At 65.7% G+C, this 24750-nt stretch carries 28 protein-coding genes; 15 read left to right on the top strand and 13 right to left on the bottom strand.

Annotated elements, in window-relative coordinates; translation table 11 throughout:
• Window positions 1-216: 216 nt before the first annotated feature.
• Both H8F26_RS04875 and H8F26_RS04870 read right to left on the bottom strand, forming a co-directional pair.
• Window positions 217-471 carry a hypothetical protein gene (locus H8F26_RS04875; RefSeq protein WP_197159382.1) on the bottom strand — a complete coding sequence of 85 codons (255 nt, stop codon included), beginning with the start codon at window positions 469-471 and terminating at the stop codon, window positions 217-219.
• Window positions 472-538: 67 nt separating this feature from the next.
• Window positions 539-799, bottom strand: coding sequence for a hypothetical protein (locus H8F26_RS04870; protein ID WP_197157895.1), 261 nt, complete (start codon window positions 797-799; stop codon window positions 539-541).
• Between the two features lie 110 nt (window positions 800-909).
• Here H8F26_RS04870 and H8F26_RS04865 point away from each other — a divergent pair, with 110 nt between their 5' ends.
• The 3 genes from H8F26_RS04865 to H8F26_RS04855 all read left to right on the top strand — a co-directional run bounded on the left by H8F26_RS04865 (window position 910) and on the right by H8F26_RS04855 (window position 2286).
• Window positions 910-1425, top strand: a complete 516-nt coding sequence (locus H8F26_RS04865) for an AbrB family transcriptional regulator (protein ID WP_197157893.1) — start codon at window positions 910-912, stop codon at window positions 1423-1425.
• Window positions 1426-1496: 71 nt separating this feature from the next.
• Window positions 1497-1907 carry a DUF6554 family protein gene (locus H8F26_RS04860; protein ID WP_231598113.1) on the top strand — a complete coding sequence of 137 codons (411 nt, stop codon included), beginning with the start codon at window positions 1497-1499 and terminating at the stop codon, window positions 1905-1907.
• Window positions 1885-2286, top strand: coding sequence for a hypothetical protein (locus H8F26_RS04855; protein ID WP_197157891.1), 402 nt, complete (start codon window positions 1885-1887; stop codon window positions 2284-2286). The genes H8F26_RS04860 and H8F26_RS04855 overlap by 23 nt, the downstream gene beginning before the upstream one ends.
• 28 nt (window positions 2287-2314) lie before the next feature.
• Here the strand turns inward: H8F26_RS04855 and H8F26_RS04850 are convergent, their stop codons facing one another.
• Window positions 2315-3946: a DEAD/DEAH box helicase gene (locus tag H8F26_RS04850; protein WP_197158991.1), complete on the bottom strand. Its 1632-nt coding sequence runs from the start codon at window positions 3944-3946 to the stop codon at window positions 2315-2317.
• Window positions 3947-4094: 148 nt separating this feature from the next.
• On the opposite strand from H8F26_RS04850, the gene H8F26_RS04845 reads away from it, so the two are divergent.
• Entirely contained in the window at window positions 4095-4529 is a 435-nt protein-coding gene (locus tag H8F26_RS04845) for an HNH endonuclease (RefSeq protein WP_197157889.1), read from the top strand.
• Here H8F26_RS04845 and H8F26_RS04840 read toward each other — a convergent pair.
• Window positions 4475-4636 (bottom strand): hypothetical protein, encoded by a 162-nt coding sequence (locus H8F26_RS04840; RefSeq protein ID WP_197159381.1) that lies wholly within the window; start codon window positions 4634-4636, stop codon window positions 4475-4477. The genes H8F26_RS04845 and H8F26_RS04840 overlap by 55 nt on opposite strands.
• Window positions 4637-4929: 293 nt before the next feature.
• Between H8F26_RS04840 and H8F26_RS04835 the strand changes: the two genes are divergently transcribed.
• Window positions 4930-5856, top strand: coding sequence for an SDR family oxidoreductase (locus H8F26_RS04835; protein ID WP_231605475.1), 927 nt, complete (start codon window positions 4930-4932; stop codon window positions 5854-5856).
• Between the two features lie 24 nt (window positions 5857-5880).
• On the opposite strand, the gene H8F26_RS04830 is transcribed toward H8F26_RS04835, so the two are convergent.
• Window positions 5881-6051 carry a hypothetical protein gene (locus H8F26_RS04830; RefSeq protein ID WP_197157887.1) on the bottom strand — a complete coding sequence of 57 codons (171 nt, stop codon included), beginning with the start codon at window positions 6049-6051 and terminating at the stop codon, window positions 5881-5883.
• Here H8F26_RS04830 and pdxA point away from each other — a divergent pair.
• Window positions 6050-7078, top strand: coding sequence for a 4-hydroxythreonine-4-phosphate dehydrogenase PdxA (pdxA, locus tag H8F26_RS04825; RefSeq protein ID WP_197157885.1), 1029 nt, complete (start codon window positions 6050-6052; stop codon window positions 7076-7078). The two genes, H8F26_RS04830 and pdxA, sit on opposite strands and share 2 nt — an antisense overlap.
• Window positions 7079-7111: 33 nt before the next feature.
• Here the strand turns inward: pdxA and accB are convergent, their stop codons facing one another.
• Together accB and efp are read right to left on the bottom strand one after the other, a co-directional pair.
• Window positions 7112-7600: an acetyl-CoA carboxylase biotin carboxyl carrier protein gene (gene accB, locus H8F26_RS04820; protein WP_197157883.1), complete on the bottom strand. Its 489-nt coding sequence runs from the start codon at window positions 7598-7600 to the stop codon at window positions 7112-7114.
• Window positions 7601-7605: 5 nt separating this feature from the next.
• Window positions 7606-8166, bottom strand: a complete 561-nt coding sequence (efp, locus tag H8F26_RS04815) for an elongation factor P (protein WP_197157881.1) — start codon at window positions 8164-8166, stop codon at window positions 7606-7608.
• A gap of 231 nt (window positions 8167-8397) precedes the next feature.
• On the opposite strand from efp, the gene H8F26_RS04810 reads away from it, so the two are divergent.
• Both H8F26_RS04810 and thiL read left to right on the top strand, forming a co-directional pair.
• On the top strand, window positions 8398-9441 hold the full coding sequence (locus H8F26_RS04810) for a peptidylprolyl isomerase (protein WP_197158989.1): 1044 nt from the start codon (window positions 8398-8400) through the stop codon (window positions 9439-9441).
• Window positions 9434-10525, top strand: coding sequence for a thiamine-phosphate kinase (gene thiL, locus H8F26_RS04805; RefSeq protein WP_197157879.1), 1092 nt, complete (start codon window positions 9434-9436; stop codon window positions 10523-10525). The genes H8F26_RS04810 and thiL overlap by 8 nt, the downstream gene beginning before the upstream one ends.
• Window positions 10526-10651: 126 nt before the next feature.
• Here thiL and H8F26_RS04800 read toward each other — a convergent pair whose 3' ends face one another.
• The gene (locus tag H8F26_RS04800) at window positions 10652-11674 is read right to left on the bottom strand and encodes a type I glyceraldehyde-3-phosphate dehydrogenase (RefSeq protein ID WP_197157877.1); all 1023 of its coding nucleotides are present in this window, start codon (window positions 11672-11674) and stop codon (window positions 10652-10654) included.
• Between the two features lie 165 nt (window positions 11675-11839).
• On the opposite strand from H8F26_RS04800, the gene murC reads away from it, so the two are divergent.
• The 3 genes from murC to H8F26_RS04785 are packed head-to-tail and all read left to right on the top strand — an operon-like array spanning window position 11840 to window position 14568.
• Window positions 11840-13297 carry a UDP-N-acetylmuramate--L-alanine ligase gene (murC, locus tag H8F26_RS04795; RefSeq protein ID WP_370594672.1) on the top strand — a complete coding sequence of 486 codons (1458 nt, stop codon included), beginning with the start codon at window positions 11840-11842 and terminating at the stop codon, window positions 13295-13297.
• A 5-nt stretch (window positions 13298-13302) separates the two neighbouring features.
• Window positions 13303-14202 carry a UDP-N-acetylmuramate dehydrogenase gene (gene murB / locus H8F26_RS04790; protein ID WP_197157875.1) on the top strand — a complete coding sequence of 300 codons (900 nt, stop codon included), beginning with the start codon at window positions 13303-13305 and terminating at the stop codon, window positions 14200-14202.
• Between the two features lie 24 nt (window positions 14203-14226).
• Window positions 14227-14568, top strand: coding sequence for a YbaB/EbfC family nucleoid-associated protein (locus tag H8F26_RS04785; RefSeq protein WP_197157873.1), 342 nt, complete (start codon window positions 14227-14229; stop codon window positions 14566-14568).
• Between the two features lie 34 nt (window positions 14569-14602).
• Here H8F26_RS04785 and rsgA read toward each other — a convergent pair whose 3' ends face one another.
• The 4 genes from rsgA to grpE are packed head-to-tail and all read right to left on the bottom strand — an operon-like array spanning window position 14603 to window position 17745.
• The gene (rsgA, locus tag H8F26_RS04780) at window positions 14603-15646 is read right to left on the bottom strand and encodes a ribosome small subunit-dependent GTPase A (RefSeq protein ID WP_197157871.1); all 1044 of its coding nucleotides are present in this window, start codon (window positions 15644-15646) and stop codon (window positions 14603-14605) included.
• Complete coding sequence (locus tag H8F26_RS04775) at window positions 15636-15923, bottom strand: sulfurtransferase TusA family protein (RefSeq protein WP_370594671.1); 288 nt, start codon at window positions 15921-15923, stop codon at window positions 15636-15638. Before H8F26_RS04775 ends, rsgA begins: the two co-directional genes overlap by 11 nt.
• 8 nt (window positions 15924-15931) lie before the next feature.
• The gene (dnaJ, locus tag H8F26_RS04770) at window positions 15932-17053 is read right to left on the bottom strand and encodes a molecular chaperone DnaJ (RefSeq protein ID WP_197157867.1); all 1122 of its coding nucleotides are present in this window, start codon (window positions 17051-17053) and stop codon (window positions 15932-15934) included.
• The gene (grpE, locus tag H8F26_RS04765) at window positions 17053-17745 is read right to left on the bottom strand and encodes a nucleotide exchange factor GrpE (protein ID WP_231598115.1); all 693 of its coding nucleotides are present in this window, start codon (window positions 17743-17745) and stop codon (window positions 17053-17055) included. Before grpE ends, dnaJ begins: the two co-directional genes overlap by 1 nt.
• Before the next feature lie 100 nt (window positions 17746-17845).
• On the opposite strand from grpE, the gene H8F26_RS04760 reads away from it, so the two are divergent.
• Genes H8F26_RS04760 through H8F26_RS04750 form a run of 3 tightly spaced genes read left to right on the top strand, consistent with a single transcriptional unit; the run spans window position 17846 to window position 22128 of the window.
• The gene (locus H8F26_RS04760; protein ID WP_197157865.1) at window positions 17846-19756 is read left to right on the top strand and encodes a GspE/PulE family protein; all 1911 of its coding nucleotides are present in this window, start codon (window positions 17846-17848) and stop codon (window positions 19754-19756) included.
• 9 nt (window positions 19757-19765) lie between these two features.
• A complete protein-coding gene (locus H8F26_RS04755) occupies window positions 19766-20845 on the top strand; it encodes a type IV pilus twitching motility protein PilT (protein WP_197157863.1) in 1080 nt (359 codons plus the stop codon).
• Between the two features lie 20 nt (window positions 20846-20865).
• Window positions 20866-22128: a type II secretion system F family protein gene (locus H8F26_RS04750; protein WP_197157861.1), complete on the top strand. Its 1263-nt coding sequence runs from the start codon at window positions 20866-20868 to the stop codon at window positions 22126-22128.
• 303 nt (window positions 22129-22431) lie between these two features.
• Here H8F26_RS04750 and H8F26_RS04745 read toward each other — a convergent pair whose 3' ends face one another.
• Window positions 22432-23700, bottom strand: coding sequence for an NAD(P)/FAD-dependent oxidoreductase (locus tag H8F26_RS04745; protein WP_197158986.1), 1269 nt, complete (start codon window positions 23698-23700; stop codon window positions 22432-22434).
• Window positions 23701-23706: 6 nt separating this feature from the next.
• Here H8F26_RS04745 and dusA point away from each other — a divergent pair, with 6 nt between their 5' ends.
• Window positions 23707-24747, top strand: coding sequence for a tRNA dihydrouridine(20/20a) synthase DusA (gene dusA, locus H8F26_RS04740; protein WP_197157859.1), 1041 nt, complete (start codon window positions 23707-23709; stop codon window positions 24745-24747).
• The last annotated feature ends 3 nt before the right edge of the window (window positions 24748-24750 follow it).

Below are 24750 nucleotides of genomic sequence, written 5' to 3'. Positions count from 1 at the left end.
TGATAGCAATCTTGCGGCAAGCTCTGCCAGAAGGTCAGCGTCAGGCAACCGATTGTCATCGCGCGGCACATCCAGCACCGGATGGTTGTGCTGCCGGCCAAACCCTACGCCCACCCGAGGACTGATCCCAGCCAGGACACAGGCATGGAGTCAACCAGCCTTGAAGCCAGCGCCTCCTGGCCAAGCAGGTCGCCAGGAGGACATTGGCGGAAGCGATCAGGTTCCTGGTTCTTCGCTGTTGCCCCCCAACTCGAGGATGCGTTGCCGCAGGACCGCCGCACGCTGCTCGTCTCCCTTGGTGAGAGCAACGGCCAGAGCGAACTCAAGCTTCTCCAGCTGATGATCACCCTCGGAAGGCTGCAAGAGCCGGTGGGGGGGCGCTCCAGAGGGCTGAGAAGCGCTGCCGAAGCTGGTAGCGGAGCGTTGGGTCAACCCCTGAAGGGGGGTACCGGAAAGGGAGGGAAAGGCCATGGCTGGCTTTCTTTCCATTTTGTCACCGGTTTCGGAGTTTCGGGAGCTTGCCGCAAGGTTTGTGTGCTTAGGCAGCCGCATCAGTGGCCATGGCGATCACATCACCCTCGGAGACCTCAAGCAACTGGCGGCAATCCCGCAGCAGCCGCTCAACATTCTCCAGGCTGTCGAGTTCTGCCGGATCGGACTGATCGACGCTGGACAGCTGCCGTTCGACCACCACCAGCCGCTGCTCCAGCTTCAGAAGCCGCTGCGAGAGGGTGTGAATGGTTTCCGCCAGGGTCTCCGTATGGCGCGTAATGCGAAAGGACACCGATTCGGACGTCATCGAGACAGGGCAGATCGAGGTCGATCACAACACACCCGCCGGCTCCGCTCAAGCCTGAAGACAGCCTCCCACCCGCCAGACTGGCAGGCATTGTTCGATCCCCTCGCCGGATGGCCTCCTTCTGGCCCCTGGTTTTCTATGGGTTGGCAGGTCTGACGGGTGGCCTGCTCGCCCTGCGTACCGGCATTCCAGCCGCCCCACTGGCCGGCGCGCTGCTCGGGGCCGGCATCCTGAGCATGAGTGGACGGCTGGAACTGGCCCAGTGGCCCAGCGGCAGCCGCACGGTGCTGGAGATCGCCATCGGCACAGTGATCGGCACCGGGCTCACGGCCAACGCCCTGACCGAGCTGCGTCTGCTGTGGCGGCCGGCGGTGCTGATCACCCTCACCCTGGTGCTCACGGGCGTGGTGGTGGGTCTGTGGTGCAGCCGACTGCTGGGCATTGATCCGGTGGTGGCCCTGCTGGGAGCGGCTCCAGGAGGGATCAGCGGCATGAGCCTGGTGGGGGCCGAGTTCGGCGTCGGCGCCGCTGTCGCAGCCCTGCACGCCGTGCGTCTGATCACCGTGCTGCTGGTGCTGCCCCTGGTGGTGAAGCTGGTGCTCCCATTGTCCAGCCCGCCCCCTTGAACAGCCGCCTCGACACCGAAGGCAGGACCGATACGGTGGCGCCTGATCGCCCGTCCGTCTGACCCGGCACCATGGATCTCCGCCTGCCACGTGTCTTCCTGCACGGCCTCCTGCCCGTCGCCGTGCTGTTCGGCGGCGCGGCAACCCTGCCGTCACGGGCTCAAGGGAGCAGCGATGCCGGCAGCAAAGGGGCGCAGGTGTATTGCTTCATGCGAGGCGCAGGTAACAATCATCAGGTGAGCTGGGATGCGGCCTACGCCTTGATCAAGCGTCAGAGCGCCAGCCTGTTCAAGACCTCACCGGAACACGGCGCCGTCATGATCACCGAGGCAGTGGTTCAGAACCCCGGGACCTATCCCGATTGCGGCCGCTTCCTGGGAGACCTCTACGCCAAGCCCCAGGCTGACGCCGGCTCCGCGACTTCGCCAGACAGCCCCCGACCAAGCAGCGGCATGACCCGTGAACAGCGCTACAGCTACTGACCACGTCCGCAGCCGCAGCCAGGCCCCTGGCCGATCTCTACTGCCCCTGCTTCTGCTTCTGGCCGGACTGGCCGGCTGCAGCGAAGAATCCTTACCGGAGCGAAGCATCCAGCCAGACGACTGCCTGCGCGACGTGCAGATCAAGAAGCTGGGGGAGGCCATCCGTCGCTGCGATGCTGTGGTGGCTGCCTTCCCCAAGGATCCGGTTCCTCTGAACGAACGCTTCCTGCTCCAGAGCCTGCGCGGCAATGGGGCCGCAGCCTGCCAGGACATCACCAAAGCCACGGCCCTGGCCAGCCGAATGGATCCCAAGACCTTGGACCCGCTGCTGCAGGAAGATCTGAAATTGCGCGCCGCCAGCTGCCGCAGCGGGTCCTGATCAGGCAGCGCCGTCACCGGCGGCCGGCTCAGGACCAACCATCGATCAGCTCCCGCACCATCGCCGGCAGAGCCTGGCGACGCAGCTGACGCTGGCGGTTCTCCAGCAGCAGAGCAATGCGCTCGGCCTTGCTGTCGATCAGGCCATCGACGAGCTGATCGGCCACCCCCAGCTGCAGCCAATGGCAGGTCAGCGGTGCGGTCATGCCGATCCGATGACAGCGGTCTTCCGCCTGCTCGGCATCTCCGGGGGTCCAGGGACGCTCGATCAGCACCACATGGCGCGCCCGATGCAGGGTGAAACCCAGTCCGCCCGTGCCGTAGGTGGCGATCAGCAACGGCGAGCGGCCAGCCTGAAAGGCTTCCACCCGCTCCTGACGCCACCCCACCGGCACGCGCCCGGTGAGCAGTACCGCCCCCGCCGCTTCCCCGGGTGCCCCGTCAGCCAGAGCCCCCTCGCCCAGGCCCCCCTGCAGCTGGGCCGCCAGCAGAGTCGCCGTAGCCACAAACCCGGTGAACACCACCACCGGTTCGCCCTCCGCCAGACAGGCGGTGACGAGGCGATGGGCCAGGGACAGCTTGTAGTCCGAACCGATCCGCCGCAGGGCCGTGAGCACAGCCAGGGCCTCAGCGTCGCGGCGGACCCGGCCCTGGGCGGCCCGCCGACGGTAATCGTCGATCACGCCCTGAAGACGATGCCGAAAGCCGCGGGCCTCCGAGGGCGTGAGCTCCGCGGCAACGAGGCGGCGATGCTTGGGCGGGAGATCGAGGCAATCCTGCTTGCGGCGGTGCAACAGCAGGGGGCGGGTCAGCCGCCGGAGTTCCTCCAGCCGGCTCGCCCCCTGGGCCTGCCAGATACGCCGCCCACCCTGCTCACGCCAGTGGCCCTGGCAGAACAACTCCTCATAGCGGCGCTGATCCTCAGCCAGGGGATGGCCGATCGCCGCCAGCAGGGGGAACAGCTGGGCCGGTCGACCGTTCTTCATCGGAGTGCCGGTGAGCAGCCAGATCGCCCTCAGGCGGGGATGACGGGCCAGCCGAAGAAACGCCTGGGTCCGTCTGGCCGCCAGGGACTGGGCATAGTGGGCTTCATCGGCCAGCAACACGGTGCCCGCCGGCGGCAGGGCAGCGGGCAGCCTGGACCAGCTGTGCACCTCCAGATGAAGCTGCAGCGCGGCCGCCTCCCGGCGCCAGTGCGCATGCAGCCCCACCGGCGCCAGCACCACGATGCGGCAATCCGACAGGCGCGCCAGGGTGCGTGCCGCCATCAGGGCCGTCAGGGTCTTGCCGAGGCCCATGGCATCGGCCAGCACGGCGCCGCGGCGGGCCAGGAGCCAGCGCACGGCGGCCCGCTGATGGGCAAACAGGCGGCGCCCATCCGGAAGGGGCTCGGTGGTGGCGGCAGCCTCCACCAGGACCTGATGGGGAGGCAGGGGCGGAAGGGGCTGCTGCAGCCAGGCCAGCCACTGCTCCAGTTCCGGATCCAGAGCAAAGCGGCGCCCCAGGCAAGCCTGCAGCGCACCGGCCGCACGGAGCGGAAACTCCCAGCACCGTTTTCGGCCCAGCCAGCGTCCCGGCGGACGCACCGCCCGGAGCTGGGCCTGGGTCACGGCGTCGTAGGGGCTGACCACCTCAATCAGGCCCGACTCCCCCAGCCGCATCAGACAACGCTGGCGTGGCTCGGACTGCGAGGCCTGTGGCGAGGATGGCTCAGGCAAGCGAAGACGAATCTGTCTCTGGAACTGCCATCCACGACACATTGCCACGCCGGACGATGGGGTCAAACTGCCGCCGAACCGAGGCGCGCACATGCAGGCCAGGGATGCGGTCTTCCTGGAAGATCTCTGCCCAAAGTTGCGTGCCAGACGCTGGCGACGGTCGATCCATCAGGTGACCGACAGCCACTGCCTCTACTGCGGACGACCTTCTGAATCCATTGATCATGTGCTGCCCCGCAGCCGCGGCGGGATGAGCGTCACTGAGAACTGTGTACCGGCCTGCCTGGCCTGTAACGGCGCCAAAGGGGATACCGAGGCCTTCGACTGGTACCGCCGTCAGTCGTTCTACGACCCGCGTCGCGCCATGGCTCTGCGCGCCTGGATGGACGGCGATCTGCGCCTGGCCCTACGGCTGCTGCAGTGGAGTCTTCCGGCCCAGGCCGGGCCAGGCGCTGCGGGCGCTGACCCGGCTCACCAGACGCGGCAGGCGACAACACCGTTGTATCGCTGGCAGATGGCCTCCTGATCGGCCGGTCGCTCTGGAGCCACCAGAAGCGCCATCACCACCAGCAGCACGCCCAGCAGTGCTGTGATCGCCACGGAGTCGACCGGCTCCGCGGAGCGATCCGGCACGCACGTCAACGGCCGCTGCCTGGATCCCGCAGGGGCGACAACCGTCCGGGCCCGAGCGGTGCCGCGCCGGAAGCGGGGTGGTCGCGGGCGGGCGACGAGAAGCGGCAGCACAGGCAGAGAGGATGGGGAGGAACAGGGCACGGCAACACCTGGAATGATCGGCTAATACATCTGTACTGTTTCTCGATCTGGCTGTCAAGGCCCTCGCCGTACCCCTTCGCCTGCCTTCAGCCGCACTGCAGGCGCCCGCACTACAGGCCCCCGTGCTGCCCTCACCCACGCCGTCCTCGACCGTGCCGCCCTCGTCTGCTCCGCTCCCGCTCCTCCTGCCTGCAGCACTGCGCCCCCGGCGGGTATTGGTGGTGGGCGGCGGCTACAGCGGCAACCGCTTCGCGGCGGCGCTGAGCGCCCAGGCGGTGCCGGTGATCACAACCCACCGCCGGCCGGCCGATGCCAACGCACCACTGACCTGGCTGCCGTTCGACAGCGAAGCCGGCATAGTGCCCGGCCGCACCGATCTGGAGGGCTTCAGCCATGTGCTCACCACCGTGCCGCCGGGCCGCGATGGCCGCGATCCGGTGCTCGATCTGCTCGGACCGTTGCTGCGCAGCCTGCCCCTGCAATGGCTGGGCGTTCTCTCCACCACCGGCGTCTATGGCGACACGGCCGGTGCCTGGGTTGACGAGACAGCCCCGCTGCAACCCTCGCTGGAGCGCAGCCGCGCCCGGGTCGCCAGCGAAGCCGGTTGGCGAGCTCTGGGACTGCCCCTGCAGATCTTTCGTCTACCGGCGATCTATGGCCCCGGCCGCAGCCCCTTCGCCAGCCTGCGCAGCGGCCGCAGCCGGCTGATCCACAAGCCTGGCCAGGTGTTCAGCCGCATCCACGTCGACGACATCGTCGGGGCGCTGTTGCATAACCTCGCCCTGCCGGCGGAACAACGGCCACCCGTGCTCAACGTCTCGGATAACAGACCCTGCCCCTCGAGCGAAACCCTGGGCTACGCCGCCCACCTGATCGGCCATCCCCTGCCGCCGGTGGCGTCGTACGACGCCATCGCCGACACGATGAGCCCGATGGCCCGCAGCTTCTGGAGCGAGAACCGGCGCGTCGGCAACCTGCTTCTCTGCCAGAAGCTGGAGTATCGCCTGCGGTACCCCAGCTACCGCGAGGGCTACCGCGCCTGCCTGCAGGAAGAAAACGGGACACCTGAACCCGACTGAACAGCACGGGCGAGGACGCGCCCCTCAGGGGGAGCTGTCCGAGGCACAGACCGGTGTGGCCTTCTCCTGCAGATCCTGCATGGTGGGAATGTTCAGGTCCCTCAGCATCCGGCAGGAATCCAGCACGATCCAGCCACGGCTCAGTCCCGTGGCCACCCCCAGCAGCAACAGACCACCCAGCAACCAGCGAATCATGGTGTCAGCAGGTCCAGGTACTCCCTACCTTGACGCTAGGAGAGCCCGGCGGCAGGCCATCGCCCTCGGCGACCCCGCCGGCATCGGTATCGAAGTGACCCTCAAGGCGCTGGCCAGGCCGCTCCCCGGCGACCTGGTCCCAGTGCTGGTGGGGTGTCGGCGTTGGCTGGAACGCAGCTACGAAGCCCTGCGCGTCCACAGTCGTGAGGCCCTGGCCGATCCGGCAGATTTCGAGGTGGTCGACCTGCCGCTGCTGGAACCAGCCGCATGGGGGCAAAGCACACCCGCCTGCGGCGACGCCTGCTTCCACTGGCTCACGGCGGCCACCGAACAGGTGCTGCAGGGCGATTGCGACGCCCTTGTGACAGCCCCGATCGCCAAGGCAAGCTGGGCGGCCGCCGGGCATCCGTACCCGGGCCAGACGGAACGGCTGTCCGAACTGGCCGGAGGGGCACCGACCTCGATGCTGTTCACGGCCCGCTCACCGCGAGGAAACTGGCGACTCAACACCCTGCTGGCCACCACCCACATCCCCCTCGCAGCAGTGCCGGCAGCCCTGGGACCGGAGCTGGTGCAGACCAAGCTGGACGTGCTGCTGAGCTTCTGCCAACGCTTCAGCCCACGGCCGCGGCTTGTGGTGGCCGGACTCAATCCCCACGCCGGCGAAGCGGGCCAGCTCGGCCGCGAGGAGCTCGAGTGGCTGAACGCCTGTCTGGAGGACTGGCGCAAATACCATCCCAACGTGACCCTGCAGGGCCCACTGCCACCGGATACCTGCTGGCTGGACGCCGGCAGCGCCTGGCACGGCCATGGCCCAGGTGCCGATGGCTATCTGGCCCTGTACCACGATCAGGGCTTGATCCCCGTGAAGCTGCTGGCCTTTGACGCCGCCGTGAACACCAGTCTGGGGCTGCCCTTTCTGCGCACCTCTCCCGACCATGGCACCGGCTTTGACATCGCCGGCCAGGGAGTGGCACGACCCGACAGCATGGCAGCGGCGATCACGACGGCCTGGGAATTCGGCTGACACTGCCCATCGAGCCGGCAGCTCCAGGGCCGTTCAGACCGATTTGACGCGCATCAACACCTGGCCGAACTCAACCGGCGTGCCGTTCTCCACAAGGATCTCGACGAGCTCCCCACTCACTTCTGCCTCGAGCTCATTCATCAGCTTCATGGCCTCAAGAATGCAGATCGGCTGACCGGCACTGATCCGATCACCCAGCTCCACAAAGGAAGGCTCCCCAGGGGCGGGAGACCGATAGAACGTGCCCACCATCGGTGCCGTGATATCGATCAGATCACTACGCGCAGCGGCGGCGGCAGGTGGCGGCGCCGAAGGAGCGGATGGTGCGGCCGGGGTCGTGGGCATCGGTGTCTCAAGGCCAGGGCTGGCCACCGGCGCCTGGACCAGGGTGACCGGGGCCGTGCTGGGGAGGTTGCGACGCACCTCCAGGCGGAAGTCATCACCCTCGAGCCTGAGCTCCTGGATGTCGCTCTCACCAAGCAGGGCCAGGAGTCGGTGAAGTTGGTCGTGATCGAGCTGCATGGTGATCAGGTCTCCCGGCCGAGGTAGCTGTCGGTGCGGGTATCGATCTTGATCTTCTCGCCGATCGACAGGAACAGGGGGACCATCACCTGGGCGCCGGTCTCGACGATGGCGGGCTTCGTTCCACCGGTGGCCGTGTCACCCTTCACGCCGGGATCGGTCTGGGTGATCTCCAGCACCACCGAATTGGGCAACTCCACCTCGAGGGGCTTGCCGTTCCAGGACACCACGTTCACCTCCATCCCCTCCTTGAGGTACTTACGGCTGTCGCCGATCTGCTTGGCCGTGAGGCGGGTCTCCTCATAGGAGCTCATGTCCATGAACACATAGTCCTCGCCCTCCATGTAGGTGTGCTGGAGGGTGCTCTTCTCAAGGATGGCCTGGGGGAGCATTTCCCCGGCACGGAAGGTCTTCTCGACCACGTTGCCGCTCTGGACGGCCTTCAGCTTCGTACGCACGAAGGCCGAGCCCTTGCCGGGTTTCACATGGAGGAATTCAACGACCCGCCAGACCTGCCCATCCAGCTCAATCGAGGTCCCGGTACGAAAGTCGTTGCTGGAGATCATTCCGGCGGTTCGGATGGGGCGGATTGTACGGCTGGCTACCGGAGCGTCCTTGCGAAGGCTTGCGCAGCAGGCGCGGTCGGCTCCGTAACCCTGTGCCAGATTCCTGATAAAGGCAGCAGGAGCGGGGCCATGGTGGTGGGTCTGGGGCAAGTCGTTCCGGCAGAGGAGAGACAACGGTTCGGGCGCACGGACCGGGCGGGTGGCTCCCTGTGGCGGCAGGCCCTTGGCCTGATGCTGCTGGCCCTGCTGCTGCTGGCTCCGGCCTCCGGGCCGGCCCTGGCAGCCCTGCCCCCAGGCAACGCCATCAGCGATCCCACGGCCCTGCTGCGCAATGCCCTGCCGATCCAGGCCTCCGATCTGCAGGATCTGCAGCATCGCCTCGAGGCCACCAGCGACGACCTGCGGGCCAAGCGCTGGAACGCCCTGCTCGGGGCCGTGCGCCGCAGCCAATCGCTGCTCGCCTCCCGCCAGGAGGCGATGGTGAACAACTTCCCGGACACCGATCGCGACGCCGCAGGCACCCTCCTGAGCAAGCTGGGCGACCAGTTGGAGACGCTGGCCGGCACCGCCGAACAACAGAACCGCGATGCCTTCCTGGCGGCACGCCGGCAGGCCCTGGCCACGATCGGCGCGGCCGAGGCGATGCTGGTCGGGCCCTTCCCCTATGCCATCCCCGAGAGCTTCGCCGACCTGCCACGGCTGCTGGGGCGCGCCACGGTGCAGCTGACCACCACCAAGGGTGATCTCACTGCGGTGGTGGATGGCTACAACGCGCCGCTCACCGCCGGAGCCTTCGTGGACCTGGCCCAGCGCGGCTTCTACGACGGCCTGCCCTTCATCCGCGCCGAAGACTTCTACGTGCTCCAGACCGGCGATCCCAGTGGTCCGGCCGATGGCTTCATCGATCCCACCACGAAGCTGGAGCGGCATGTGCCCCTGGAAATCCGCGTTCCCGGCGAGAAGGCCCCCTTCTACAACCAGACCTTTGAAGATCTGGGGATGTTCAAGGCGGAGCCGGTGCTGCCCTTCTCCAGCAAAGGCACCCTGGGATGGGCCCACTCCGATGAGGCCCTCGACGACGGCTCCTCCCAGTTCTTCCTGTTCCTGTTCGAGCCCGAACTGACGCCCGCGGGCCTCAACCTGATCGACGGCCGTTATGCCGCGTTCGGTTATGTGGTCGACGGCTTCGACGTTCTCGAGGAACTCACCGCCGATGACGGCATCGTCAGGATCCGGGTGCTGGAAGGCGCAGAGAATCTTCAGGCCCATGGCTGAACCGGCCCCTCCGGCTTCGGCCGGAGACCGTGGATCACTGGCCTCCCCAACCACCCTGTCCGATCTGGGTGAATGGGAGCTGATCCGGCGCCTGGGGGCCTTCGCCCCCACTGACCAGTTCAGCGACGATGCCGCCCTCGTGCCCGGAGGCAGCGGCAGCATCGTGATCAACACCGATGTACTGGTGGAGGGCCTTCACTTCAGTGAGGCCACCACCGGAGCCGCCGATGTGGGCTGGCGCGCCGCCGTGGCGAATCTCTCGGACCTGGCGGCCATGGGCTGCCAGGAAGTAGTGGGGCTGACGGTGGGGCTGGTGGCTCCACCCACCACGGCCTGGGCCTGGGTGGAGGAGGTCTATCAGGGCCTGTCTGCGGCCCTGCGTCGCTATGGAGGCACCCTGCTGGGGGGGGACTGCAGCGCTGGCAACCAGCGCCTGCTGGCGATCACGGCCCTGGGCCGGCTGGCGGCGGCTTCCCAGCAGACCGCCGCTGCACAGGGAAGGACCCATGGCATGATCCGCCGCGGCGGCGGACGGGCCGGCGATCTGCTGGTGAGCACGGGCCACCATGGCCTCAGCCGCCTGGGGCTGGCGTTGCTGCAGGGGGATTCAGGCCTCGACGTCGCGGCGATCGATCCGTCGCTGCGGCAGCGGGCCATCGAGGCCCACCGACGGCCGCGGCCCCGTTTCGATGCGGTGGAAGCTCTGCACCGCAGCCAGCCGGCTGGGGAGCCCTGGCGGGTTGGGGGCACCGACAGCAGTGATGGGCTGGTGGCCGCAGCCCAGGCGATCGGCGCCGCCAGTGGTTGCGATGTACTGCTGCAGAGCACCACCTTGCCGATGGATCCGGCCATGGGCCTCCTGCCGCAGGGGCGGTGCTGGTGCCTGGGGGGCGGAGAGGATTTCGAACTGGTGCTGGCCCTGCCGCGGGCCTGGGCGCAGGCCCTGGCCGAGGAGCTGGAGGAGGGTCAGCTGATCGGCGCCCTGGTGGCTGGGAACGGCGTGGTGCGCTGGGCGGAGAACCGCGAGCCCCTGGCAGCAGATAATGCCGGCTTCAGCCACTTCCGCGCAGCTTCGACTGATTGAGACCCTGCGCCTGCACAGGCCTGAAACCAAAAAACCGCCCCCAGGAGGAGGCGGCTCGACTCTCGGCAGAACCAGGCTGTGATCACAGGCTGGGTGATCACAGACCGGGTGTTCACACAACAGTGATCACTTCCAGTTGCTGGCCACCACTTCAGCAAGATCGACGACGCGCTGGCTGTAGCCCCACTCGTTGTCGTACCAGGAGATCACTTTCACCATATTGCCGTCCATCACCATGGTGAGGTCGGAATCCACGATGGTGGACTCATTGGTACCGGCATGGTCGGTGGAGACCAGGGGCAGATCCGAGTACTTGATGATGCCCTTCATCTCGTTCTGCGAGGCGGCCTTGAAAATGGCATTCACTTCCTCCTTGGTGGTGGAGCGGCTCACCTCCAACACCATGTCAACCACCGAAACATTGGGGGTGGGCACCCGCATGGCAATGCCGTTGAGCTTCCCCTTCATCGGCGGATACACCAGGGCCACAGCCGTGGCAGCACCGGTGGAGGTGGGCACGATGTTCACGGCGGCGGCACGGGCTCGGCGCAGATCTCGGTGGCTGGCATCGAGAATGCGCTGGTCACCGGTGTAGCTGTGCGTGGTAGTCATCATGCCCTTGATGATCCCCAGGGACTGATCAAGTACCTTCACCAGCGGCGCCATGCAATTGGTGGTGCAGCTGGCGTTGCTGATGATGTTCCAATCATCGTGGCGGTACTCGTGAGCATTCACGCCCACCACAAAGGTACCGACGCCTTCCCCTTTACCTGGTGCCGTGATCAGAACTTTGCTGGCACCAGCCTCAATGTGCTTGCCCGCACCCTTCTGGTCGATGAAGACGCCGGTGGCCTCAATCACCAGATCAACGCCCCACTCCTTCCAGGGAAGGTTGAGTGGATTTCGATCCGAGAAACACTTGATCGACTTGCCATTCACGATGATGGAGTCATCGGTGTAGCTCACCTCCGCATCACGGATGTGGCCCAGCATCGTGTCGTACTCCAGCAAGTGTGCGTTGGTACGCGGATCCGAGGTGTCATTCAGGCCCACCACCTCGATACCGGTGTTGGCACCCCGGCTCAGCCAGCAGCGCATGAAGTTGCGACCGATCCGGCCAAATCCATTGATCGCAACACGCAGGGTCATGGCAGAAAACGGCGAAAACCGCTAGCAAAGGTGATTTTGGCTATGAATCATACAGAAATCATTGGCGCACCTCCTTTGCTGTGAGCTGGCCGCTTGACTGCCACACCGAGAAGCGACGCATCTCGTAAAGGTTCAGGGCCCTTTCACGGCTTAACTTCTACGAGCATGGAGACCCCTTTGGCCCTGTCGCTCAACCGCCAGCAACCGATTCACTTCATCGGTGTCGGCGGCATCGGCATGTCGGCCCTCGCTGGGATTCTGGCGGAGCGGGGCTTCAGCGTCAGCGGCTCCGACCCCCGCGACAGCGCCGTGCTGCAGGCACTGAGGCATCGCGGTGTCCGGGTGTTCCGCGAGCAGAGCGCCAGCACGATCTCCGCCATCCGCAGCGGCACCTCCCATCAACCCCTGGTGGTGATCAGCACCGCCGTGCCAGCCAGCAATGCCGAGCTGAAGGAGGCTGAGCGGGCCGGTCTGCACATCTGCCACCGCTCCGACGTACTGGCGGCTCTGATCAACGGCCAGCCCTCGATCGCCGTGGCCGGCAGTCACGGCAAGACCACCACCAGCACGCTGATCGCCACCCTGCTGGAGGCCACCCACCACGACCCCACCGCGGTGATCGGCGGCATCGTGCCCGCCTTCGGCAGCAATGGCCGCAACGGAGCGGGCAAACTGCTTGTGGCAGAAGCGGACGAGTCGGACGGATCCCTGGTGAAGTTTCGCGCCCAACTGGGGGTGCTCACCAACCTGGAACTGGACCACACCGACCACTACGCCGACCTCGAAGCCCTGATCGGTACCGTTCGCCGCTTCGCCGCCAGTTCCAGTGAGGTTCTGGCCAATCGCGACTGTCCGATCCTGCGGGCGCACTTCAACGCCGACCACTGGTGGTCGATCGAGACGGCCGAGGGGGTGGCCTTCGCGGCTCTGCCGCTGGAGGAACGCGGCGACGGCACCACGGTGCGCTTCTTCGAAGGGGGGAGCCCCAGCGGCGAATTCCATCTGCCCCTGCCAGGCCGCCACAACCTCAGCAACGCCGCCGCCGCGATCGCCGCCTGCAGGCTGCAGGGGGTGTCCTTCGCCGAGCTACGCCAGGCCGTGGAACGGTTGCAGACCCCTGGACGGCGGTTTGACTATCGCGGCAGCTGGAACGGTCGCCTGATCGTGGATGACTATGCCCACCATCCCAGCGAGGTGAGTGCCACCCTCACCATGGCGCAGCTGATGGTGAGCAGTGGTCGCAGCCCCCTCCCTGCAGACCCCCGGCGGGTGGTGGCCGTGTTTCAGCCCCACCGCTTCAGCCGAACGGCCCAGTTCCTTGAGGGCTTCGCCGAGGCCCTCAGCTGTGCGGATGCGGTGCTGCTGGCTCCGCTGTACGCCGCCGGCGAGGCGCCGCTGCCCGGGATTGACAGCACCGCGATCGCCGTTCTGCTGCAGCGGATTGCCCCTGCGTTGCCGGTCCAGGTGGCTGCCTCGCTCGACCAGCTGGCCGAGCTGGTGACGACATCCACCGAACGTGGCGATCTGGTGCTGGCCATGGGCGCCGGGGATGTGAACGGTCTGTGGGACCGCCTGCAGAACCTGGGCGAGACTGACCTCCCCGTCACCGCGGTGGCGGCCTGAACGTGATGCAGACCACTGTGGGGCCACCCGCTGGGCTCCGCCAGGACGTTCGGCTCGGTGATTACACCACCTGGAAGGTGGGCGGTCCGGCGTCCTGGTTTGCCGAGCCTGCCAGTCAGCTGGAACTGCTGGCCCTGGTGAGCTGGGCGATCAGCGAGGGCCTGCCGCTGCAGTGCATCGGGGCCGGCTCCAACCTGCTGATCTCGGATGCCGGGCTCGACGGCCTGACCCTCTGCCATCGGCGCCTGCAGGGCAGCCGTCTCGACCCCCACGAGGGCCTGGTGGTGGCCGAAGCGGGAGAGCCGATCCCCACCCTGGCGCGGCGGGCCGCCCGGGCCGGACTGAGCGGTCTGGAATGGGCGGTGGGCATCCCCGGCACCGTCGGAGGTGCCGCCGTGATGAACGCCGGCGCCCAGGGGGGCTGTACGGCGGAGTGGCTGGAGTCGGTGCGGGTGGTGGATCCGCAACGGCCGCAACACCCTTTCGACCTGCGCGCCAGCGAGCTCGACTTCGCCTACCGCCACAGCCGGCTCCAACAGGAGCGACTGATCGTGCTCTCCGCCCGCTTCCGACTGAGCCCCGGCCACGACCCCGCGGCAGTGACCGCCCGCACCAGCAGCAATCTGCACAGCCGCACCAGCACCCAGCCCTATCAGCAACCAAGCTGCGGCAGCGTCTTCCGCAACCCCGAACCCCAGAAGGCCGGGCGGTTGATCGAAGACCTGGGTCTCAAGGGTCTCAGCATCGGCGGCGCCCAGGTGTCACCCCTGCACGCCAATTTCATCGTCAACACCGGTGCGGCCCGCGCCGCCGACATCGATGCCCTGATCCAGGCAGTTCAGGCGCGGGTACGGCAACACCATGGCATTGAGCTCCATCCAGAGGTGAAACGACTCGGGCCCTAACCTGAGCGGAGTTTCCCAACCGTGATGGCTGGCTTCGGTCTTCCCAATTTCGGTCAACTCACCGAAGCCTTTCGCAAAGCTCAGCAGATCCAGCAGGACGCCCAGAAACTGCAGGACGAGCTTGATGCCATGGAGATCGAGGGCAGCAGTGCCGATGGACGAGCCAGCGTCTGGCTCACCGGCAACCAGCAGCCCCTGAAGGTACGCCTCAGTGCCGAACTGGTGGCAGACGGCGCTGAGGCCACCGAAACGGCCACCCTGGAGGCGCTCAAGGCCGCCTACGACCTCTCCACCAGCACCATGAAGGAGCGGATGGAAGAACTGACCGGCGGCCTCAATCTCAACCTGCCCGGCATGGGGGGCTGAGCTGGAAGGGCCCGGAGGCTGAGGCCAACCGGGATCAGTCCTGTTCCAGATCCTGGCTGGCCTGCTGCCGTTGTCGCCGCCGCGACAGCTGGCGCAGGGGAGCGGCCAGACGCAACGCCTCGCCATCGCCGCGCTGGCGATCACTGACCTTGATCGGGACCGCCGCCGCCGTGGCCTCCACCTCGGCCAGGCACTGGCCATACAGGGTGTAGCGATCCCAGTCAGAACCAAGGCTGCATCCCGGATCCTGCTGATGGCGGCAGTTGCGGAAGCGGCAGGGCTGCTCGGCCAGACGCCGCCGTATCTCGGGGAACAGCTGTGCCAGTGCCTCCGGCTGGGCTGGCAACACGGGGCGGTTGAATCCCGGCGTATCGGCCAGCAGCACCCCCTCCGTCAACGGAAACAGCTCCACGTGGCGGGTGGTGTGGCGGCCCCGCTGCAATCGCCCCGACACCGCCGCCACCCGCAGGTCCAGATCGGGCCGCAGGGCGTTGAGCAGGCTGCTCTTGCCCACTCCGGAGGGTCCACAGAAGACGGTGATGCCAGGAGTGCGAAGGCGGGCACGCAGGGCCTCCAGGCCGGCGCCCGAGGCAGACGAGACCGGCAGGGGGTCGTAGCCCCACTGGCGCAGCCGGTCGCACCAGCGGTGCTGCAGGGCGGCCTCGGTGAGATCGGCCTTGGCCACCACCAGCTCGACCCGGCAGCCAGTGGCTTCGGCGGTGAGCAGGAAACGGGTCAGCTGCAGGGGGTCGACGGCCGGTTGCTGCAGGGCCACCACCACCACAATCCGCTCCACGTTCGCCACCGCCGGCCGTTCCAGCAGATTGCGGCGCGGCCGCACCCGCTCGATCGCCGCCCGGCCACTGGTCCAGTCGACCCCGCCCAGTTCGACATAATCCCCCACAGCGACCTGCTGGCCGCTCTTGTCGAGCCGGGTGCGGCGGGTGCAGAGCAGGCGCTCACAGCCATCTGGACCGGGCCGATCGAGCCGCACCCAGCAGAAGTTGGCGAGCAGGGCGACCACCTGGCCGGCACAGATCCTCTCGCTGTTGATCTGATCAGGGCGCTCAGGCGCCATGGCGACGAATCCAGAGGCGCACGCTGCCGTCGTTCCGTGCCGCTTGGCGCAGGCCATGGCCGTCGGCCGCGATGCCCTGGCTCACCATCGTCAGCGGCTCGCCGGGATCCAGGTCGACCTGCAGCCAGGCCCCGTCAGGGATCCTCTCGAGGGCCAGGCGGGTGCGGATGAAGTTGAGCGGACAGGGGGTGCCGACCAGATCGAGACAAGCGGCGATCGCGATCTGTTCAGGAGCCTCTTCAGGGGTCTGGTCTCCCCCGCCGGACGCTGCAGGCACGGCGGCATTCATCCGCCGAAGAGCCCTCCGAACAGGCCGCTCTTGTGATGGTGCCGATGGCCCTTGCTGGTGTGGTGGCCAGCCAGTTCCTCCAGCAGCTCCCGCTCCTCACCGGAGAGCTTGGTGGGCAACTGCACCTTGACGGTGAACAGGTGGTTGCCACGGGCGACGGGATTGCCGAGCTTCGGCACCCCCTTGCCCTGGAGGGTGAGCACGGCGCCGGGCTGGGTGCCCGCCGGGATCTCCAGCTCGGTGGTGCCGTCCACGGTCTCCACCTCGATGGTGTCGCCGAGGATCGCCTGCAGATAACTGAGCGTCACCTGGGACTGGATGTTGAGCCCTTCGCGGCGCAGCTGGGGATGGGGCTGAACCGTGAGGAACACGTAGAGATCCCCGGCCGGACCGCCGCGCTGGCCGGCATTGCCTTCGCCCGCCACCCGCAGCCGGGTGCCCGAATCGACCCCGGCGGGAATGTTGATCCGCAACTTCTTGCGCACCTGCTGCAGCCCCTGACCGCCACAGGCGTTGCACGGATCAGCGATCACCTGGCCACTGCCTTCGCAGTTGGGGCAGGGGGCCACCTGGGTGAAGCTGCCGAAAGGCGTGCGGGTGGCGCGGCGAACCTGACCGGCACCTCCGCAGGTGCCGCAGGTGGTGGGGCCGCTGCCGGCCTTGGCGCCTGAGCCACTGCAGGTGCTGCAGGTTTCGAGATGGCGGATCTGCACATCCTTCTCCAGGCCAGCGATGGCCTCGGCAAAGCTGATCGTCAGATCCAGGCGAAGATCATCGCCTTGGCGGGGCCCACGGCGCCGGGCCCCACCAGAGGCGGCCGCGCCGCCGAAACCGCTGAAGAAAGTTTCAAAAAGATCGGCGAAACCGCCCATGTCGCCCACGTCGGGCATGCCGGACGATCCCCCCAGACCGGCTTCACCGAACTGGTCGTAGCGGGCGCGGGTCTGGGGATCGCTCAGCACCTCATAGGCACGGCCGATCTCCTTGAATTTGTCCTCAGCACCGGGATCCTTGTTGATGTCCGGGTGGTACTGACGCGCCAGCCGGCGGTAGGCCCGCTTCAGAGTCTCTGCATCGGAGTCGCGACCGACGCCCAGCAGCTCGTAGTAATCGGCCATCAGCCGCCCTGCTCCTCACGCGGTTCAGAATCACTGCTCGGGCCAGGTCCCATCGACACCTTGACCAAGGCGTGACGCAGCACACGACCATTGAGGTGGTAGCCCCGCTGAAGCTCCGCGACCACCACATCCTCGGGGTGCTCATCGCTGGGTTCCCGCATCACCGCTTCATGGAGGCTGGGATCAAACGGCTCACCTTCGACCCGCATCGGCGAGACACCCAGCTGTTTGAACACATCCACGAGCTGCTTGTAGAGACCCTGGTAGCTGCGGTGCAGGGTCTGGGCCTCCTCGCTCTGGGGGTTGAGCTGCTGGCGGGCGCGATCGAAGTTGTCCACCACCGGCAGGATTTCACTGAGGGTGGAGCAGGTGATCTGCAGGCGCAGATCCTCCTGATCACGACTCTGGCGTTTGCGGAAGTTATCGAAGTCAGCGGCGATGCGCATGTACTGGCTGCGCAGGGTGTCGTTTTCGGCTTGCAGTGTTGCCAGACGCTGCTCCAGAGCTGGTGTGGACTCGTCAGCCTCGGCGTCAGCCCGGGCGTCGCCAGCTGCGTCCTCGCCCATGGAGGGGAGAGTCTCCCCCACGGAGGGGGAGCCGGTGTCCTCGACGGCAGACCCCTCGGCGGAGACGCCCTCACCATTGGCAGGCACGGAACTGGCCTCGGTCATCGGATGGGTGTCACCACTCATGCTGACTGGAGCGCAAATCGGATCTAGACATGTTGGAACTCAGGGCCCTCCTCCCACAAGCGGCGGAAGCCCGCACCTTTGAGCCCAGCGGTTCCGGCCCATGACTCTGACCCCCATCCGCCCGGTTGCCGACGCCCTATTCCCCGAACAGCAACGGCTGGAAGTGGAGCTGCTGCTCGGCGAGCCGGTGCTGCGGCCCCAGGATCTGGAACGGGCCGATCACCGCCTGATGGCCGACGACCAACCGATTCGCGTCGAACGCTGGAGAGAACTGGGCTGTCTGCCCCTGCAGCAAAACGGCCAGGCCCTGCAGGTGGCCATTCCCACGCACTGGGGCCCGGCAAGCCAGCAGAGCCTGGCGGAGGAACTGACAGACGCGGGCCTGACCGCCTCCTTCAACCTCGCCCTGGCCAGTGACCTGAGCGAGCGACTGGAGAACCTCGAAACCACTCCGGTCCCTGGGGACGCCCCCTCGGCCACCGCTGTCTCCAGCGTCCGTGGGATCGACGACAGTGACACCGACGACTTCCATCTCGACGACGACAACGAGGAAGACAACGAGGGCAACGGTCATGAAGACCACGTCGCTTACACGATCCAGCCACGATCCCTGATCGAGGATCTGGCGATCTCAACAGGTGGAAGCGAACTGAGAGAGGTCACCGACGACCTCCAGGAGCTGGAGATCAGCAGCGAGAGCGCCAACGCCTCACCAATCGTGAGCCTGGTGGATCGGATCCTGATTGAGGCGTTGAGTGCCGGAGCCAGCGACATTCACATCGAACCCCAGGAACATGCCCTTGAAGTTCGCTTCCGTCAGGACGGTGTTCTGCAGAAACACTTCGAGGATCTGCCCAAGAGCCTGATCCCCGCGGTCACCTCCCGCTTCAAGATCATGGCGGATCTGGATATCGCCGAGCGGCGAATGCCTCAGGACGGCCGTATCCGCCGCACCTTCCGTGGCCGGAAGATGGATTGCCGTGTCAGCACCCTGCCGACCCGGCTGGGCGAGAAAGTGGTGCTCCGTCTGCTCGACAGCGGCGCCACCCAACTGGGTCTCGATACCTTGATCACGGATCCACAGGCGCGCGAGGTCGTACGCAACCTCGGCTCCAAGCCATTCGGCATGATCCTGGTCACCGGACCCACCGGATCCGGTAAGTCAACGACCCTTTACTCGTTGCTGGCGGAACGGAACAACCCCACAATCAATATCTCCACGGTCGAGGATCCGATTGAATACACCCTCAAGGGGATCACCCAGACCCAGGTCAACCGCGACAAGGGGCTTGATTTCAGCGTGGCCCTCAGGGCCTTCATGCGGCAGGACCCCGACGTGCTCCTGGTGGGGGAAACACGTGACCTGGAGACGGCCAAGACCGCGATCGAAGCAGCACTCACCGGCCACCTGGTCCTCACCACCCTCCACTGCAACGACGCCCCCAGCGCCATTGCCCGACTTGACGAGATGGGAGTCGAACCCTTCCTGGTGAGCGCCTCGCTTCTGGGCATCGTGTCCCAGCGGCTGCTACGCCGTGTCTGCGTGCACTGCCGACAGAGCTACCGGCCCACCCCCGAGGAGCTTGGCCGGTTCGGACTACTGGCAGGACGGGAAACCAACGTGACCTTCTTCCGGGCCAACAAGCAGCCCCCCGGAGGCCCCCACGCCTGCCCGATCTGCCAGGGCAGTGGTTACAAGGGCAGGGTGGGGGTTTACGAAGTGCTGCGAATCAACGAAGAGATCGCCGCTGCCATCGCCAAGCGAGCCACCACAGACGTCCTGAGGCGCCTGGCTCTCGAAAGTGGCATGAAGACCTTGCTCGGCTATGGCCTCGATCTGGTTCGCAACGGCGACACCACCCTCGAGGAGGTGGAACGGATGCTGCTCACAGACACGGGTCTGGAATCAGAGCGGCGGGCGCGGATGCTCTCCACGCTCACCTGTGCAGGCTGTGGTGCTGGGCTGCGGGAAGAGTGGCTGGAATGCCCCTACTGTCTGCAAAGCCGCTAAAGACGTGCCATGGACCTGATGATCGAGGATCTGATGGGCAAACTGGTTGAAGATGGCGGTAGTGATCTTCACCTCAGTGCCGGGATGCCTCCTTACGGACGCTTCAATGGCCAGCTTCGTCCGATGACGGAGACAGCGTTGAAGGAGGAAGACTGCAACAGACTGATCTTCATGTTGCTGAACAACGCCCAGCGCAAGCAACTGGAGCAAACCTGGGAACTGGACTGCTCCTATGGCCTCAAAGGCGTCTCCCGATTCCGGGTGAACGTCTATCGCCAACGCGGCACCTACGCCGCTTGCCTGAGAGCTCTTGGCAACAAGATTCCCACTCTGGACATGCTTGGACTTCCACCGATTGTGGAAGAGATGAGTCGTATCCCCAAAGGGCTGGTACTGGTAACCGGTCCGACAGGCTCCGGAAAAACCACCACTCTGGCGGCAATTCTGGATCACATCAACCACACCCGAGCTGAGCATATCCTCACGATCGAGGATCCGATCGAGTTCACCTACCGTTCCGATCAAAGCATCATCCACCAACGTGAGCTCAGTCAAGACACCCGCAGTTTCGCCAATGCCCTGCGGGCAGCTCTTCGCGAAGATCCGGACGTGATCCTGGTTGGTGAGATGCGGGACCTGGAGACGATCCAACTGGCAGTGACCGCAGCCGAAACTGGGCACCTGGTGTTCGGCACCCTGCACACCAGTTCCGCCTCCCAGACGGTGGATCGGATGGTGGACGTTTTCCCGGCGGGCCAGCAGGATCAGATCAGGGTGCAACTCAGCAGCAGCCTGATGGCTGTGTTTTCCCAGACTCTCTGCAGGCGCTGGAATCCGAAACCCGGCCAATTCGGCCGGGTGATGGCTCAGGAGATCATGATCAACACTCCTGCCATCTCCAATCTGGTGCGCGAAGGAAAAACTGCCCAGCTTTATTCCCAGATGCAGACCGGGGCCAGCCTCGGCATGCAGACCCTGGAGAAGGCCCTGGCCAATCTGGTGCTTTCCGAGGAGGTGAAACTGGAGGAGGCTCTCAGCAAGACTGCCAAACCGGAGGAACTACGCCGCCTGGTGGATCAGCTTTCCTGAACACTTACACCTGAACGGCCGTGCCCACTTTCATTGCCACCTACAAGACAAACCGCGGCAAGCAGGTCAGCCTCAATGTGGATGCGGCTGACGTGATCACGGCCAAGCGCAACCTGCGGCGGCGCGGGATTCAAGCCACATCAATCAAACAACAGGTCGACGCCAGATCATCTGCTCTCACCCGGTCAGCCAAGGGAAGCAGCGGCAGCAACCTGATGGACCAGATCAACGGGTTGCTTGAGGGAAAACCGGGCATCAAGGAGAAAGCCTTGTTCGCCAGCAAGATGGCGGCCCTGGTGGATGCGGGGGTTCCGATCGTGCGGGGCCTCAATCTGATGGCCGCCCAACAGAAGCATCCCCTGTTCAAGCGGGCCCTTACCGCCGTCAGCCTGGAAGTGAGCCAGGGAGACAGCCTTGGTGCCGCCATTCGCCGCTGGCCGAAGGTATTCGACAAGCTCACGATCGCTATGATCGAAGCCGGGGAGTTGGGCGGCGTCCTGGATGACACCCTGAAACGTCTTGCCAAACTACTGGAAGATAACGCCAAACTCCAGAATCAGATCAAGGGAGCCATGGGCTATCCCATCGCTGTGCTGGTGATCGCCATCCTCGTCTTTCTGGGCATGACGATCTTTCTGATTCCCACTTTCGCCGAAATTTTCGACAGCCTGGGTGCTGAGCTGCCGGCCTTGACCCAGATGATGGTGAATCTGAGCGCTACGCTGAGATCCAGCTTCTCACTTTTCCTGGTTGGAGGTTTGATTGTAAGCGCCTGGCTTTTCGGACGGGTTTACGCCACGCCGAAGGGTCGAAGAAATATCGATGCAAGCATTCTGAGAATCCCCCTCTTTGGCGAGCTGATCCGCACATCGGCTACGGCTCAATTCTGCCGCACCTTCAGCTCCTTAGCCAAGGCAGGCGTCCCGATTCTATTGGCGCTTGATATCGTCAGAGAAACAACAAGTAACACCATCATTTCGGACGCGATCGATGCAAGCCGAAGAGACATCCTCGAGGGCATTCCTCTCAGCGTCGCCATTGCCCGGAAAAATGTGTTTCCAGAGATGGCCGTTGGCATGATGGCCATCGGCGAAGAAACTGGTGAACTGGATACAATGCTCAACAAGGTTGCAGATTTTTACGAAGACGAAGTTTCGGCTACTGTCAAAGCACTCACCTCCATGCTGGAGCCCGCAATGATCGTTTTCGTGGGAGGCATTGTTGCTTCGATTCTCCTGGCAATGTATCTTCCAATGTTCTCCGTATTTGACAAAATTCGATGAAAGATTAATTTGTTTAGAGAATAAATTATGACCACTATTCGATACTGCTACTTCATGAATTAATTGGTATGAATTGTCCCAAGAGAATGATTGTTCTCCCAGGGGTGTCCTGAGTCCTTGTCATTCAGACTTGTCCGACCATGCCTGGGTTGATCATCAACCCGTCTGATTGACACGGAACACTGGCGGATGCACTGGTCATCTCCGCCCTTCCACGAGTCTCAGGACCCAACTGCCCAACTGCCCAACTGCCCAACTGCCTGGTTTGCACAGGATCGCTGACTGCTTTGAATCGGATCATGATCAGCGGTTCTCAGCTCCAAGCCCCTGACCGGCCAGCCAGCCCGAACTCCAGCAGTGCTGGAAGTTGAATCCTCCGGTCACCCCATCCACATCGAGAAGTTCGCCCACCAGATACAGGCCTTTCTGTTGCCGACTCTCCATCGTGGCCAGGTTCACCTCGCCGAGGCAGACGCCACCGGCAGTGACGAATTCCTCCCCGAATGGCCCGCGGCCCCGCACCGTGTAGCGACTGGCGCGCAGGGCCGTGATCAAACCCTTTTGACCGCGAGCGGGCAGATCAGCCCAGCGCAGCTGCCGATCCAGGCCCTGCTCCTCCAACAGATGCCACCAGAGGCGCCGGCTCAGCTCCGGCCAGGGCCGGGCCGTGGCCAGCTGGCGCCTGGCCTGCTCACGGCGCAACCTGCCGAAGAGCAGCTCCAGATCGACCAGACTCCGGCCACCGCTCCAGTCCACCTGCAGGAGACCGCGATAACCCTGCTCCTTCAGGGCTCGGGCGGCAAAAGCCGTGAGCCGCAGACAGGCCGGACCACTCAGGCCCCAGTGGGTGATCAGCACGGTGCCACGCTGGCGGAAACGCTCACCAGCAGCACGCTCAAGACCTGGCAGCAGCTCCAGACCCACAGGGTCCATCACCACCCCGGCCAGCTTCGTGAGAGCCGGTGCCTCCAGGGCCAGAGTGAACAACGAGGGCACCGGCGGCACCAGGGTGTGGCCCAGGGAGGCGGCCAGCTGGCGCCCGCTCGGATGGCTGCCGGTGGCCAGCACCAGCTGGACACAGTCGAGCCGGACGCGAACACCGGCACCGGTCCGCACCTCCAGGCTGAAGCCACCACCGCTGCGGACCTCCGCCCGTTGCAGCGCCGCTCCAGTGCAGAGGCGCACTCCGGCGGCAGTCGCCGCGCGCCGCAGGGTCTCGATCACCGACTGGGAACGGTTGGAACGGGGAAACAGGCGACCGTCGGCCTCCTCCACCAGCTCCAGGCCATGGGCATCGAACCATGCCACCGCATCGCCGCAGGCAAACCGGGAGAAGGGGCCCCGCAGCGCCCGGGCACCCCGCGGATAGTGGCCGACCAACTCGGCCGGATCCCAGCAGGCATGGGTGACATTGCAACGGCCACCGCCGCTGATCCGCACCTTGTGGAGCGGCTCCGGCGTGGCTTCCAGCAGCAGCACATCGCCGCGACCCGCCTCGGCTGCAGCCACGGCCGCCATGAAGCCGGCCGGACCGCCGCCCGCCACCACCACGGCAGCGCGACTGGGCAGCATGGGGTCATGGCACACACCGTCGACAGCCGTCACCCGATCACCAGTCATCGCTTCAGTGTGGCGCCGATGCTGGACTACACCGATCGGCACTTCCGGGTGCTGATGCGCCAGGTGAGCCGCCGTTGCCTGTTGTACACGGAAATGGTGGTGGCGCAGGCGCTCCACCATGCCAGCCGCCATCGCGATCCGCAGGAGCGGCAGCGGCGTCTGGAGCGGCTGATCGGTTTCGATCCGATCGAACATCCCCTGGCACTGCAGCTGGGCGGTGATGATCCGGTGCTCCTGGCGGAGGCCGCCTCACTCGCTGCCGCCTGGGGCTACGACGAGATCAACCTCAACGTGGGCTGCCCCAGCCAGAAGGTGCAGCAGGGGCGCTTCGGCGCCTGTCTGATGGCTGATCCTCAGCGGGTGGCCCGCTGCGTGGCGGCCATGGCCGAGGCCAGCGGCCTGGCGGTCACGGTGAAACACCGGATCGGCATCGATGACCATGACTCCTACGAGGCGCTGCTGGACTTCGTCGACACGGTGGCGTCGGCCGGCTGCCAACGCTTTGCCGTGCATGCACGGAAAGCCTGGCTGGAAGGGCTCGATCCCAAGCAGAACCGCACCATCCCCCCCCTGCGCCATGCGCTGGTCCATCGGCTCAAGGCCGATCGTCCCGCCCTCACGATCGAACTGAACGGTGGTCTGCAGACGCCGGCGGCCTGCCTGGAGCACCTCGATCTCGTGGACGGGGTGATGGTGGGCCGGGCGGCCTATGACCATCCCCTGCGCTGGGCACGTGTGGACGCCGATCTGTTCAACGACACCGCACGACCGATGGCCCGGGCCTCCACCGTGGTGCGGGGCGTGATGCCCCACGCCGAACGCTGGTGCTCAAGCGGCGGGCGCCTCTGGCCGATCGCTCGTCACCTGGTGCAGGTGGTGGAAGGCGTGAGTGGGGCACGCCACTGGCGGCGGGACCTCACCAGGGCAGCCGGGTCACGCCAGGCCGGCGTGGAGGTCCTGGAGCAGGCCGCGCTCCAGCTGGAGGAGCGCGGCTACTGAAGC

Source organism: Synechococcus sp. CBW1006, assembly GCF_015840525.1.
Lineage (GTDB): Bacteria > Cyanobacteriota > Cyanobacteriia > PCC-6307 > Cyanobiaceae > CBW1002.
The sequence above is the reverse complement of the archived record's forward strand: the minus strand, read 5'-3'. Positions and strand labels throughout refer to the sequence as shown.